Origin of the sequence: Nitrobacter vulgaris (assembly GCF_031453995.1) — a bacterium.
In the GTDB taxonomy this organism is placed as follows: Bacteria; Pseudomonadota; Alphaproteobacteria; order Rhizobiales; family Xanthobacteraceae; genus Nitrobacter; species Nitrobacter vulgaris.
The window spans coordinates 1-13591 of the sequence record NZ_JAVDPZ010000004.1; the positions used below are offsets into that span (position 1 = coordinate 1).

A 13591-nucleotide genomic window follows, 5' to 3' on the forward strand; every position below is an offset into this window, starting at 1 on the left:
GCTCCGCCAAACGCTAATCCCAGAAACCGGCGGCCAAACCGGCGGCCAGACTGGCCCATCGACATCTTCATGCCGCTCGCGCTCCTTGTCATAAATAAACCCTAAACAAGCCCCTAAGCAGTTCCCGCCGAGGACGAGCCTGCTGCTCCTCTGACGCTTCCGCAAACAGCCTGCGCGCCGTTTAGCTAGAATGCGTCCAAAGCCGCCCCTCTCAAACCATAATTTGTCGCGCCTCGCAAGGACCAAGGACAGCGAGTTGAGCGATGCTTAAAACGGCCGTGCGGCGCGTGGGCTATAAACGCATCGGGCCGACGACGCGGAGCGAAACACAGGGTTCACGGCAGGACGCCGCTTGACAGGCGGATTGTCCGATGTAGGCACAGGCTCGGCCGCTTCGCAGATTCGGCCGTGGTTCGGGCTAATCCGGGCCGGGACCGCCTTCAAGGCGCCGTCATTGACCGTCAGGCGGCGAGGCATGGTCGAAAGCAGGGGATCGACCCGGATGGAGCCTTCTAAACAACATATGAGATATGCATTCCCGCGCATGGCGGCTCGGCGGCAGCCGCTCCGCGCTTTGGCGGGCTTCGCCGCCGCACTTCTTGTGGTCGGCTTTACCAGTGCGGCCGTGGCCCAGGGAGCCGTCAAATCTGTTCATGGCGATTGGCAGATCCGCTGCGATACTCCTCCCGGAGCGAAGGCCGAGCAATGTGCCTTGATCCAGAGCGTGGTGGCGGAGGATCGCTCCAATGCCGGCCTGACCGTGATTGTGCTCAAGACTGCCGACCAAAAAAGCCGGCTGATGCGCGTGGTGGCGCCGCTCGGCGTGTTGCTGCCCTCCGGCCTAGGGCTGAAGCTCGACAACGTCGACGTTGGCCGCGCCGGTTTCGTGCGCTGCCTCCCAAACGGCTGTGTCGCCGAGGTCGTTCTGGACGACAAACTGCTTGGGCAATTGCGCAGCGCAAAGACGGCGACATTCATCATCTTCGAAACACCCGAGGAAGGCATTGGCTTTCCACTCAGCCTGAACGGGCTCGGCGAAGGTTACGACAAGCTGCCCTAGAGCCCGATCTGAAGCTCGCCTCGGCGAGTAGCGCGACGCCACTCGAGAAGTTCGGCAGAAAAAGCCTCCCATCTGGCGGTAATCATACCTATCTTGAACTTCTGTCCGCCTGAACCATACGGAACGGGCACGTTGCATCCGGAGTTCGCATGACCAGCCCCACTAGCACATCTCTGCTCGAACGCGCGGATCTCGACCGCGATTCCGTACGCAACGAAGTTGCGCGGGGCCTCAAAGGCGCGGACGATGGCGAACTGTTTCTCGAATATAACCAGAGCGAAGCTCTGATGTTCGATAACGGCCGGCTCAAGCAGGCGACCTATGATACCTCGCAAGGCTTCGGCCTTCGCGCGGTCAAGGACGACGCCGTCGGCTACGCCCATTCGTCCGACGTTTCGCTGCCCGCTCTGATCCGCGCCGCCGATGCCGTCGGCGCCGTGCGCGGCGGCTATCAGGGCACTTTCGCGGCCGCTCCCTCCCATACTAACGTACGGCTTTACGGCGATGACAATCCGCTCGATGGCCTCGGCTTCGAGACCAAGGTCAAGCTGCTTGCCGAAATCGACGCCTATGTCCGCGATAAGGATCCGCGGGTGCGTCAGGTGTCCGTCAGCCTCGGGGCGACATGGCAGGTCGTTGAAATCATGCGGCCGGACGGCGAAAGCTACCGCGATGTCCGTCCGCTGGTGCGAGTGAACATCTCCGTCGTCGCCGGACAGGGCGACCGGCAGGAAACCGGCAGCCAGGGCTATGGCGGCCGCGAAGGCTACGCCCGCTTCATCGAGACCAAAGCGTGGCGGTCAGCGGCGGAGGGCGCTATCCGTCAGGCGCTGATCAATCTGGAATCGATCCCTGCGCCCGCCGGCGAGATGGACGTGGTGCTCGGCCCGGGCTGGCCCGGCGTGATGCTGCACGAAGCGGTAGGACACGGCCTCGAAGGGGACTTCAACCGCAAGAAGACCTCCGCTTTCGCGGGGCTGATGGGTCAGCAGGTCGCGGCCAAAGGCGTCACCGTGGTCGACGACGGCACCATTTCGGCCCGACGCGGCTCCCTTTCCATCGATGACGAGGGCACGCCGACCAACCGCACCGTGCTGATCGAGGACGGCATCCTGGTCGGTTACATGCAGGATCGTCAGAACGCGCGGCTGATGGGAATGAAGCCGACCGGCAATGGCCGCCGTCAGGACTATGCCCACGTACCGATGCCGCGAATGACCAACACCTATATGCCGGCGGGCGATCGCGATCCGGCGGAAATCCTCGCGTCGGTGAAGAACGGCATCTATGCGGTCAATTTCGGCGGCGGCCAAGTCGACATCACCTCGGGCAAATACGTGTTCCAATGCACCGAGGCCTACCTGATCGAGAACGGCAAGATCGGCGCTCCGCTGAAAGGCGCCATGCTGATCGGCAACGGGCCAACCGATTTGCACCGCATCACCATGGTCGGCAACGATGTCGCGCTGGACGACGGCGTTGGCACCTGCGGCAAGAACGGTCAGGGCGTACCCGTTGGCGTCGGTCAGCCGACCTTGCGAATGGAGCGAATAACGGTCGGAGGAACGGGCGGATAACGCGGATACGTCCGCATCCGCCGCGACGCCCATGGCGCCAATGCTCCAGATGTTGTTTTGACGCGCTTTCTTCACGCGAACTGGAATCCACTTCGCTCGAATACGCGATAGCCGCCTGCGACATGAGCAAATGGCGACGCCCATCTACATCAAGGATTGCCGTCAGTACGGCCATCCGCCAACTGGCGGCTCGCGGTCGTAAGTCGTTGTTCCGGGCGACGAACACGCGCGTGTGAACCATATTTCCGCTATTCGCTTGAACCCGAACCCATCATCAGGAACCTAATCGTACAGGTCGCGTTTTTGTTTCTGACTGTGCGTTGGTGGGTATGATGCCGATCTTCCGTTATTTTGTGGTGATGGGTTGCTGCCTTGCAGGCTTGCTTTTTGTCGCTGGTTTGCTGTGGCCCAGTGATCACGTGGAGATTGCTGATAACCGCCCGGCTGCCATAAACGTGGCAGCGTCAACGGCAGAATCCGGATCTGCGAGCCAAGCATCGGCCGCAGGGCAGGCGGTTCTCAATACAATAGATAATTGGCGCCGATCGGAGAAACGTTTCGAGCGGGCGAAGCAACATCCTCATCCTGTCGTCTATCCGAACGTCGCCACGCTGGCGCCAACCCCTGATCGTCTGCAGTGGGAGCGCCACCTCCGTTATCTGCCGGCGGACCACGTCTATGAAGCGCGGGCGGAAATGCCGAAGGAAGCGACCGCGGAACGGTCCAAGGTCGCCGCGAAGCCAGCGACGCGTAAGCATATTGCCCATGCCCGTCCGGCAAGGATCGCGCAAGAGGCCGAGCGCCCGCGCTATGCCCGCAACGCTGCGTGGAATCCGTTCGGTCTGTTCGACTGATGCCGGCGGCCTCGCGAGCCCGCCGTTATCGCAATAGCCACCGGAAGGCGCGGCGCAATTCGTCCGTGCCATTGCGATCGTACCATCGGCCATGGGCCAGAATAATCCGCTCCGGATTCCAGCCGATCATGGTTTCCACGGCAAACCTCAACCGCGCCTTGTCGCGATAGGATGCACGCATGTCGCGCGGCATCGATCCGTTCGGGTCCTGCGCGCAGCCGAGCCGCGTCAGCCAGCGCATGAAAACTGAGTTCAGCTTGTGAGGCTCGAAATTCTCGATCAGATCGGTCACCACCAGCGTCCGGCTCCGGCGATGAAAGAAAACGACTTCCGTCATGTAGCTGCCCTCGACCGGAAGCGTCGCCACGCTGCTGTCCCAGGGGTAACCCCGATCCCGGTCAAGCGCTTGGCAATCGAAATCGATACGGCTGCCTGCCTGCTCGCGGATGCGCGGCGCGAGATAGACCTCGGTATCAATAAAGGCGTTGTGCCAGTCCGGAATCCACCAGTAGTGGATCCGGTTGGGTCCGATGACCCAGCGCGGCCGACCGAGGCCTTCGACACTCCGCTTGAGTTCGGGCGTCAGCCGCGTCGGCGAATGGACAAGCAAATCGCTCCCGATGCGGATGACTGTCATGCGGGTCGAGAACGGCATTTTCAGCAAAGGCGGGCCGAAGAGGATCGTCGGACCATCGACGATCCAAACGTCGTCGGCGACGCGCTTAAGCGTGTCGAGCGGCGGATAGGTCGCGGGCGTATCTCGTTCCATGGCACGACTGTCCAGCGCATCCCAAAACTGACCAATCTTCGGGCAAGATTACGCTCACCCAACGGACAAGAACAAAGTTTGATCCAGCGAACGACGGCTTCGTGAAGCCGGAATTGAAGTCCATTCTCTCCCGCGCGGTTGTCAACCGACCGACCGCGATAATTCAGAGCATGATCCCGAGAAGTAGAAACCGGTTTTCGGACAAGATCATGCTCAGTCAAAGAATCAAAAGAGTTTGATTTCAACGCAGCTGAATCGACCTTTAGGGTTCAATCGTTATTGTCTGATGGAGACATCATGAGCTGGCTTCCTTCCAACGACCCCACCCTCGGCGATCCCAAATCCTGCGATGCGCTCGAACTTGTCATCGTGCCGCGCACCCGAGATCTCGGCGACGGATTCGCCGTGCGCCGGGCGCTGCCTCATGGCAGGCGACAGATGGTCGGCCCGTTCATCTTCTTCGACCATTTCGGTCCGGTGCAGTTCGTCTCCGGCAAGGGCATGGACGTGCGGCCGCATCCGCATATCGGACTGGCCACCGTCACTTACCTGTTCGACGGCAGCATCATGCACCGCGACAGCGAAGGTAACATCCAGGAAATCCAGCCGGGCGCCATGAACCTGATGACCGCGGGTCGCGGCATCGCACATTCCGAACGCACGCCCGACGCGCAGCGTGCCAGCGGGCAGATGATGCTCGGCCTGCAAAGCTGGATAGCGCTGCCGAACGACAAGGAGGAGATCGCGCCGTCCTTCCAGCACTACGGCGCTGCCAGCCTGCCAACGGTGCAGGACAAGGGATTCCGCGCCCGTATCATCGCCGGCCGTTCGTTTGGCGCAACCTCGCCGGTCGAGATGGTGTCACCGTGGTTCTACGTCGAGGTCGCTCTCGAGGCCGGCATGAGCGTGCCGCTCGACGCGGACCACGAAGAGCGCGCGATCTATATCGTTGACGGCGAGATCGAGATCGCGGGCGACCGATACGAAGCGCCGCAGCTGCTGGTTTTCCGTCCCGGCGACCGCATCACGGTACGCGCGACAAAGCCGGCGCGTATGATGTTCCTCGGCGGCGACGCGCTCGAAGGACCGCGGCACATCTGGTGGAATTTCGTCTCCTCGAGCAAGGAGCGTATCGAACAGGCAAAGCAGGACTGGAAAACCGGCCACTTCGCACCCGTGCCGAACGAACACGAGTTCATTCCGCTGCCGGAAAACTGATCTTTATGTTGACGCGTTTTCGTTACGCGAACAGGTCACCACTTCGCTTGAAAACGCTATGGCCTACACCGGCAAGCCGTTCGCCTGTGCCAGTTCCTTGAGCGACACCTGCGGCCGTGCGCCGATGTGCTGAATGACCTCTGCCGCGGCGAGCGCGCCGAGCCGCCCCGCGTATTCGTGGCTCGCGCCGCGCACCAGCCCAAACAGGAAACCGGCGGCGAACAAATCGCCGGCTCCCGTGGTGTCGACCAACGTGTCGATGGAGCACGCCGGGACCGCCGTTGTTTCATCCTTCGTCACGACGACGCAGCCCTTCTCGCTGCGGGTGACAATGCCGAGCGCAATGTCCTCGCGCAATTGCGCCAGCGCCGTTTCGAAGTCGGAGGTCTGGTAGAGCGAATGCAGTTCGGTCTCGTTGGCGAAGATCAGATCGACGGCGCCGCTTCGCATCAGTTGCAGAAATTCGTCCCGGTAGCGATCGACGCAGAACGCATCCGATAAGGTTAGCGCGACTCGTCGCTTGGCGTCATGCGCGATCTGCGATGCCTTGAGAAACGCCTCCTTGGCGGCTTTGGGGTCCCACAGATAGCCCTCGAGATAGAGGATCGACGCGGCGGCGACGGTGTCCGGGTCGATGTCCGCCGACGACAGATCCTGAGCCGCGCCAAGATAGGTATTCATGGTGCGCTCGCCGTCCGGCGTCACCAGTATGTAGGAACAGCCGGTGGCGGAGCCGTCGGATGCTGGCGGCGTATCGAAGGCCACCTTGGCGGCGCGAATATCATGGGTATAGAGACGGCCGATTTGATCGTCCTTCACCTTGCCGACATAGGCGGTGCGAGCCCCGAACCCCGCAAGACCGACGATGGTATTTGCGGCCGAGCCGCCCGACATCTCGGTCGCGGGTCCCATGTCGGCATAGATCGAGGCCGCGCGCGCCTCGTCGATCAACGCCATGCCGCCCTTGGTCATGCCGTGGGCGGCGAGAAAGCCCTCATCGGTCCGCACCAGAACGTCGAAAATCGCATTGCCGATCGCAAGCACGTCGTATTTCGCTGCAGTCATTAAGAATATCCTGTCGCGGCAATTGCGGGAAAGCGAGGATCCGGTCAGACTCCTGACCCGTGAAGGTGCCGCGTATCACGGCACCTCCATGCCATCAAGCACGGTACGGCTAACCTCGCCATGATCCGCTCCGTCCTCAAAGTCTCCTCAGGCACCCTGGCCTCGCGGCTGCTTGGTTTCGCGCGCGATGCGCTGACCGCGGCGCTGCTCGGCGCGGGCCCGGTCGCCGACGCTTTTCTGATGGCGTTTCAACTCATCAACGTGATCCGCCGGATGCTCGGTGAAGGTGCCCTGAATGCGGCGCTGGTGCCGGCGTGGATGCGCCTGCGCGACGGCAGCGGCCTTGCCGCCGCATCGGCCTTCGCCGGCAACGTGCTCGCAACCGTGAGCGCGATGCTGATTGCGCTGGCCGTGATCGCCGGCGTGGCGATGCCGCTTCTCATGAGGGTGCTCGCGCCGGGTTTTGTCGGCAGCGAGAGCTTGCAACTCGTCGTCACCGACGCACGGCTGATGCTGCCCTATCTCGCTTTCGCAGGTCCCGCGACCGTCATCATGAGCCTGCTGAACGCCCGGCATCGCTTCGCGATCACCGCGTTCTCGCCGCTGCTGTTCAATGTCGCCCTGATCCTCGTCGCGGTGCTGCTGCTGTCGTTGCATCAGGACTCACATTTTGCCGCAGTGGTGATGGCGACAACCGTCGGCGCCGCGGGATTGCTGCAACTCGCGGTGCTTGCGCTCCTGACCCGCCGCGACGATCTCGCAAGTCCCTTACGAATATCGCTCGATCCCGGAATGCGGGATTTTGCCCGTAAGGCCGTCCCCGGCATGATCGCGAATTCAGGGCCGCAACTGCTGATCTTAGCCGGCGCAATCGTCGCGTCGACATCGCCGTCGGCCGTGTCGTGGCTTTACTTCGCAAACCGCCTGATCGAGTTGCCGCTGGGAATGATTGGCGTCGCCATCTCCACCGTGCTGGTGCCCGAAATGACCCAAGCCCTCAACAAGGGCGACAGAGCGGCGATGGTCAATGCCGAGTCACGCGGGATCGAACTGGCGGGAGCTCTCGCCTTGCCCGCGGCGGTCGGCTTGATCGTCCTCAGCGAGCCGATCGTGCGGGTGCTGTTCGAGCACGGCGCGTTTACCGCGGCCGACACGAGCGCAACGGCGCTCGCGCTGGGCTGTCTGGGCTTCGGCCTTCCCGCCTATGTGCTGATCAAGGCGCTGTCTCCGGCGTTCTTCGCACGCGGCAATACAATGACGCCGCTTATGGCCACACTGAAGGGCGTGGCGGTCGCGATGGTACTCGCGTTCGTATTCGGACGGCTGTTCGGGGTCGCAGGAATAGCTGTCGCCGTCGCGCTCGGTGCATGGAGCAATGCGGTGAGCCTCGTCCGCAGCATTGCTGGTACTTTTGGATTTTCTATCGATGCCGAAGCGCGCCGGCGTCTGCCGCGCATCGGGCTGGCGGCGCTCGTGATGGGCGGCGTTTTGTGGTTCGCTGGTCGGCTACTATACCCAATGTCCAGCGTGCACGGGTTGCTCCAGGCCGCCACGCTGGTCGTCCTGATCGCCGCAGGCGTCGTGATCTACGGCCTGCTGCTGTTGACGTTCAGGGTCATCGATCGGAACGACATACAAGCCGCGCTGATGCGATCGCGATCCGGCGACTTGCGCGCTTAGATTCCGCGTGGCAATGGACGGCGCGCCGGACCGAAGGCATGAGCCCCGCGTTTCGCCGCATGTTTCCGAATCGCGCGCGGGCAAGCAGGAACCAAACGATGATGACACGGGTTTTTTCAGGCGTTCAGCCGACCGGCAATCTGCATCTCGGCAATTATCTCGGCGCCATCGTTAATTTCGTAAAATTGCAGGCCGACCACGAGTGTCTCTATTGCGTGGTCGATCTTCATGCCATCACCGTGCCCGTCGCCGTCTGGGGCGGGCCCAATGAGCTCCGCCGCGCTACCCGCGAAGTGACGGCAGCCTTTATCGCAAGCGGGATCGATCCGAAGCAGCACATCATCTTCAACCAAAGTCAGGTGGCCGGGCACGCCGAATTGACGTGGGTGCTCAACTGCGTGGCGCGGCTCGGCTGGCTCAACCGCATGACCCAGTTCAAGGAAAAGGCCGGCAAGGATCGCGAGAACGCGTCGGTCGGGCTTTACGATTACCCGGTTCTGATGGCGTCGGATATCCTGGTCTATCGCGCGACGCACGTTCCGGTCGGCGAGGATCAGAAACAGCACCTCGAACTCAGCCGCGACATCGCGCAGAAATTCAACAACGACTTTTCGGAGTCGATCGCCGCCAACGGTCATGGCGACACATTTTTTCCGCTGCCGGAGCCCGTGATCACGGGGCCTGCGACGCGGGTGATGAGCCTGCGCGACGGCACCAAGAAAATGTCCAAGTCGGATCCGTCCGATTATTCGCGCATCAATCTGACTGACGACGCCGATGCCATCGCGCAAAAGATCCGTAAGGCCAAGACCGATCCGGAACCTCTGCCGTCGGAGGAAAAGGGGCTGGAAAACCGCCCCGAGGCCGACAACCTGGTCGGCATCTATGCGGCGCTCTCAGGGAAGCCCAAATCCGCGCTCCTCGCAGAGTTCGGTGGCGCGCAGTTCTCGAGCTTCAAATCCAACCTCGTCGATCTCGCGGTCGCAAAGCTATCGCCGATCGCTCGCGAGATGAAACGGCTCACCGACGATCCGGCCCATGTCGACCAGATTCTGATCGAGGGCGCCGAGCGTGCCAGCGTGATCGCATCGGAGACCATGGACGCGGTGAAGGACATCGTCGGTTTCATCCGCGGGCGCTAAAGCCTTTCCGTTTGCGAACCGATATCCACTTCGCTCGAAAACGCTATAGTATGTCGCGGTCCGGAACCTGCTTGTCGAGGCAGCCGGTGCCGTGGCAGCATAGCGACGGGTTGCTGATTCAGCATCGGGACATGCATGAGCGCACAACGTCGAAGCTACGAGAGCGGTCACAAGCCAAAATATCTGGTCGTGGTCGATGACAGCGCTGAATGGGATCGCGCCGTTTATTACGCCAGCCGCCGCGCCATCCGCGTCGGCGGAGGCATCGTGATGTTGCGGGTGGTGGAGCCGGAAGACCGCAATCAGGAATGGCTCGGTGTCGCCGAAGTGATGCGGGCTGAGGCCTACGAAGGTGCGGATGCGGCGCTCGAGCGCGCCTCCGGCCGAGCCAACGGGATCGCCGCGATTACGCCTGAACGAATCATTCGCGAAGGCGATCCGCTTGAACAAATTCTGGATGTCATCGAGAAGGACGTGGATATTTCGATGCTGGTGCTCGCCGCCGCCGGCGGTCCCGAAGGTCCCGGCCCGATCATCACGACGCTGGCCAAGACCGCTGGAAACTTTCCGATTCCAGTGACGATCGTGCCCGGCACCCTGACGAACGACGCGATCGACGCGCTGTCCTAGAGCATGATCCCGAAAAGTGGGAACCGGTTTTCGGATAAGATCATGCCTAATCAAAGAAGGGTGATTCCACGAAGTCGGATCAGGCTCCAGGCTATTTCCGTCCATTCGGCCGAGGAACGGCTGCCCCGCCGGCGCCCTTGATCGTGCCTTCGTGATCGCTATCTGCTAGAGAACCCACGCGCCGGCCTTGAACCGGCGGCGACGGAGAGATCGATGTTCATTCAGACCGAAGTCACCCCCAATCCCGCCACCTTGAAGTTCCTCCCGGGCCGCACCGTGCTTGGCAAAGGAACAATGGAATTCACCGACCCCAGCACGGCCGGCCGCTCAATGCTCGCCGTGAAGCTGTTTGCCGTGCACGGCGTCACCGGCGTTTTTTATGGCTCGGATTTTATCACGGTGACGAAGGACGACAGCGACTGGCAACATCTCAAGCCGGCCATCCTCGGCGTCATCATGGAACACTACATGTCGGGCGCGCCGCTGTTGACGGACGGCGAGGGCGAGACGAACACAGACAACGACGTTGAATTTTTCGATGAAGCAGACGCCGAGACTGTGACCTTGATCAAGGATCTGATCGAGACGCGGGTGCGGCCGGGAGTCGCCGATGACGGCGGCGATATCACCTTCCGCGGCTTCAAGGATGGCGTCGTTTACGTGAACATGAAGGGTTCATGCTCAGGATGCCCGTCATCGACCGTGACCTTGCGAAATGGCATCCAGAACCTTCTGAAACATTTCGTGCCCGAGGTCGTCGAAGTGCGGCCGGTCTAGAAGAGCGCGTCTTTTCGCAGGAGGCTTTGGCCTTTCCGCTTTCTGATGGATTCAGAAGCGGGCTCTCTGAATTTTTATTGGACGCGTTCTTCACGCGATTCCGGTACCGTCTGGCTCGAAACGCTATAGTTCAGAGTTTGGCAACGACGACCAGCCGCTTGATTTTGCCGCTCTTATAGGCGTTTAGAAACGCGTGGTAGTTCTTGAACGACACGCAGCCGTTGGAGGCGCCGCTCGGCCCAAGCATGTAGGTATGTGCCAGCAGCCCGGTGCGCCCGTATATCTTATCCTCGCCGCCGATCGGTTTCAGCCTGATCGCCTCCACGCCGTGAAAAGGGCGTTCACGCAACGACAGATCGTAGGTGTGTGGCGGCGTCACGCCGCGCATTCTCCTGTCGGCAGAACGCGGATCGTCCATCATATTGCCAAGCCCGGAATGCGCCTCAAGTGTATTGCCGTCCGGGAGGTAGACCTTACGCGCGGAAATATCATAGACGGCGGTGAATTGGTTGTATTGCGGGATGCGGCCGAGCGTCAGGCTCTCACCGTCGCTGGTCACCCCGCCGTCCGGTGCAGCGAACGCCAGTTGCAGGCCGGCCGCGGGCCTGCCGAACAGTCTCTCGAAGATCGACGGTTTCTTCGGCTCCGGCTCAGCGGCGGCGGGGACTTCCGCGACCTCGCGGGAAGAGCTGGCAGCCTGCAGCTGACGCAGTTCGGACGGACGCGGGGCTGGCATCGGAACAATCGCGGCGACTTGGGGTGCCGGCGGGAGCGGCAGGACCTCAGGTGCGGTCTCGACCGGAATTGAGGCTACGGTCTGCGGGGCATCCTGAGCCGGCTCAAATGAGCCGGGCGGCGGCCCGAGGAAGCGCGGACCATAGAGCCATGCCGTGCGGGCTCGCGCTTCAGGATCTTGAGCACGGGCCTTGGCCACAGGCGTTCCGGTGGTCGCCCTCACCACACGCGGCGCGGGTATTTCCCCCAATGCCTCGTAGGCCGCCGCGATGCGACGAACCGGTTCCACCGAAAGCCTGGATGCAAGCGGCGGTAACGATGCGGTCACCAACTCCGTGGGTCCGCCGGATACATGGGTATAAAGGGTCCAGGCGCAGGCCAGCCCGATGCAGGCGAGCGCGGCGGCGCCCAGAATATTTTGCGGGACCGCCTTGCGGGGCGAGTCGGCGGAATAGGCCGCCACATCATAGTAACGTCTGCCCGTAACGTATGTCATTCGCCCCACGTCCAGAGACACTCTACTTCCGATCCCTGCAGGCAGTGCTCGATAGTCTGCACGCCGCCGGCATGTCCGGATCAAGACTGCGCATGGCTGATTCGGTAACCCCAAGTTCCAGCGAAGCTGTTCGCAGACTCGCTGAGCGCCATTAAGGCGACTTTTAGTTAAATGCGGATTAAATCTGAGCTGGACCCCGAGACCACGGTAAACAGCCAGATCGCGGCAATCTGGTGTCTAAAACTCGGGTTCCTTCGTCCAAACCGCAGGTAAATCCTGGGCAGGGGTGCTAATCTGGCCCCATGCTCGTCCTTGCGATCGATACCGCACTCGATGCCTGCGCCGCTGGCGTCCTGGACACCAACGCCGGCCGCCTGATCGCTCAGGAAACGCTACCGATGAGGCGCGGCCACGCAGAAACTCTGATGCCACTGATCGCCCGGGTCATCGAATCCGCCGGGATCGCCGTTGCGGCGCTGGACCGCATCGTCGCGACCACCGGTCCCGGCAGCTTCACCGGCCTGCGGGTGGGGCTATCGGCCGCGCGCGGCATCGCGCTTGCCGCCGACAAACCGGTGGTGGGCGTGACCACCCTGGCAGCCTTTGCCGCGCCGGTTATCGGCGAGAACCGCAAGTCGCCGGTAATCTCCGTGATCGATGCCCGACATGATCAGGTTTATTTTCAAACAATGAGTGGTGACGGCGCCACGCTGGTCCACCCGCGTGTCGCGCCGATCGAGGAGGCGCTCGCTGCGTCGCGCTTTGGCGCGCCGCATCTGGTCGGGAATGCCGCAAAACTTCTCGCCGACCGCTGGCCGACCCACCTAGCGCCCCCGGTCGCGGTGGATCCGCAGCCCGCACCTGATATCGCCTGGGTGGCATGGCTCGGTGCAGCAGTCAGTCCGAACGCCGCGCCGCCCCGCCCATATTACCTGCGCGCGCCCGACGCTAAGCCGGCCGGCAATTTCTTGCTTAAAACACAGACGCTGGCCGCATCATGATGAATTGGTTCCCAGGCAAAGAGCGCGCCGCTCCCATTGTCGAGCCCGCGAGCCCAAACGACACGGCGCGCCTTGCGGCGATTCACGGCGCATCGTTTCACCGCGGTTGGGGCGAAAGCGAATTCGAGGCCATGCTCGCCGAGCGCAACACACTGGTTCAGCGTCTGCGGCTACGATCGAACGTGATCGGGTTTGCCGTGTCACGCATCGCTGCGGACGAGGCTGAAATCCTGTCGATTGCAATCGACGCCGGCTATCGCGGCCAGGGATTCTCGCCCGGTCTGCTGTTCACGCACCTTGGCCACCTCGCCGGACGCGGCGTGCGGACCGTATTTCTCGAAGTCGAGGAAAATAATCAGCCGGCGCGGCGTCTCTATGAACGCGCCGGCTTTGTCGTTGTCGGACGTCGCGAACGCTACTATCGCGAGGCGGGCGGTCAGGAACTGAACGCATTGGTGTTGCGCCGTAACTTGTCGTAATATCCAAGCGGTGGCAAAAGGAACTAGGAAAACCATCGGCAACGGTGCATCGGTTTTTTGTCCGGTCGCACTCCCTTCCATCGTTCGCGCGCATTATCTACGTTTCTA

At 62.0% G+C, this 13591-nt stretch carries 13 protein-coding genes; 10 read left to right on the forward strand and 3 right to left on the reverse strand.

What is annotated here, in order from left to right; genetic code table 11:
• Nucleotides 1-523: 523 nt before the first annotated feature.
• The 3 genes from GGQ85_RS03185 (at nucleotide 524) to GGQ85_RS03195 (ending at nucleotide 3491) form a co-directional block, all read left to right on the forward strand.
• Complete coding sequence (locus GGQ85_RS03185) at nucleotides 524-1060, forward strand: invasion associated locus B family protein (RefSeq protein ID WP_309773336.1); 537 nt, start codon at nucleotides 524-526, stop codon at nucleotides 1058-1060.
• 149 nt (nucleotides 1061-1209) lie between these two features.
• Entirely contained in the window at nucleotides 1210-2637 is a 1428-nt protein-coding gene (tldD, locus tag GGQ85_RS03190) for a metalloprotease TldD (RefSeq protein WP_309773337.1), read from the forward strand.
• Between the two features lie 332 nt (nucleotides 2638-2969).
• Nucleotides 2970-3491: a hypothetical protein gene (locus GGQ85_RS03195; RefSeq protein ID WP_244553361.1), complete on the forward strand. Its 522-nt coding sequence runs from the start codon at nucleotides 2970-2972 to the stop codon at nucleotides 3489-3491.
• 25 nt (nucleotides 3492-3516) lie between these two features.
• Here the strand turns inward: GGQ85_RS03195 and GGQ85_RS03200 are convergent, their stop codons facing one another.
• Entirely contained in the window at nucleotides 3517-4260 is a 744-nt protein-coding gene (locus GGQ85_RS03200; RefSeq protein WP_309773338.1) for a DUF4336 domain-containing protein, read from the reverse strand.
• 297 nt (nucleotides 4261-4557) lie between these two features.
• Between GGQ85_RS03200 and GGQ85_RS03205 the strand changes: the two genes are divergently transcribed.
• Nucleotides 4558-5478: a pirin family protein gene (locus tag GGQ85_RS03205; RefSeq protein WP_309773339.1), complete on the forward strand. Its 921-nt coding sequence runs from the start codon at nucleotides 4558-4560 to the stop codon at nucleotides 5476-5478.
• A 63-nt stretch (nucleotides 5479-5541) separates the two neighbouring features.
• On the opposite strand, the gene GGQ85_RS03210 is transcribed toward GGQ85_RS03205, so the two are convergent.
• On the reverse strand, nucleotides 5542-6543 hold the full coding sequence (locus tag GGQ85_RS03210; protein WP_309773340.1) for an adenosine kinase: 1002 nt from the start codon (nucleotides 6541-6543) through the stop codon (nucleotides 5542-5544).
• A gap of 120 nt (nucleotides 6544-6663) precedes the next feature.
• Between GGQ85_RS03210 and murJ the strand changes: the two genes are divergently transcribed.
• The 4 genes from murJ (at nucleotide 6664) to GGQ85_RS03230 (ending at nucleotide 10772) form a co-directional block, all read left to right on the forward strand.
• On the forward strand, nucleotides 6664-8223 hold the full coding sequence (gene murJ / locus GGQ85_RS03215) for a murein biosynthesis integral membrane protein MurJ (RefSeq protein ID WP_309773341.1): 1560 nt from the start codon (nucleotides 6664-6666) through the stop codon (nucleotides 8221-8223).
• A gap of 98 nt (nucleotides 8224-8321) precedes the next feature.
• Nucleotides 8322-9365, forward strand: a complete 1044-nt coding sequence (trpS, locus tag GGQ85_RS03220; RefSeq protein ID WP_309773342.1) for a tryptophan--tRNA ligase — start codon at nucleotides 8322-8324, stop codon at nucleotides 9363-9365.
• A 135-nt stretch (nucleotides 9366-9500) separates the two neighbouring features.
• Nucleotides 9501-9995 (forward strand): universal stress protein, encoded by a 495-nt coding sequence (locus tag GGQ85_RS03225; protein ID WP_079445071.1) that lies wholly within the window; start codon nucleotides 9501-9503, stop codon nucleotides 9993-9995.
• Nucleotides 9996-10208: 213 nt separating this feature from the next.
• Nucleotides 10209-10772 carry a NifU family protein gene (locus tag GGQ85_RS03230; protein ID WP_079445072.1) on the forward strand — a complete coding sequence of 188 codons (564 nt, stop codon included), beginning with the start codon at nucleotides 10209-10211 and terminating at the stop codon, nucleotides 10770-10772.
• 130 nt (nucleotides 10773-10902) lie between these two features.
• Here GGQ85_RS03230 and GGQ85_RS03235 read toward each other — a convergent pair whose 3' ends face one another.
• Nucleotides 10903-12003: a DUF2778 domain-containing protein gene (locus GGQ85_RS03235; protein ID WP_309773343.1), complete on the reverse strand. Its 1101-nt coding sequence runs from the start codon at nucleotides 12001-12003 to the stop codon at nucleotides 10903-10905.
• A gap of 302 nt (nucleotides 12004-12305) precedes the next feature.
• Between GGQ85_RS03235 and tsaB the strand changes: the two genes are divergently transcribed.
• Both tsaB and rimI read left to right on the forward strand, forming a co-directional pair.
• Nucleotides 12306-13004: a tRNA (adenosine(37)-N6)-threonylcarbamoyltransferase complex dimerization subunit type 1 TsaB gene (gene tsaB / locus GGQ85_RS03240; RefSeq protein WP_309773344.1), complete on the forward strand. Its 699-nt coding sequence runs from the start codon at nucleotides 12306-12308 to the stop codon at nucleotides 13002-13004.
• Nucleotides 13001-13483, forward strand: coding sequence for a ribosomal protein S18-alanine N-acetyltransferase (rimI, locus tag GGQ85_RS03245; RefSeq protein WP_079445075.1), 483 nt, complete (start codon nucleotides 13001-13003; stop codon nucleotides 13481-13483). The genes tsaB and rimI overlap by 4 nt, the downstream gene beginning before the upstream one ends.
• The last annotated feature ends 108 nt before the right edge of the window (nucleotides 13484-13591 follow it).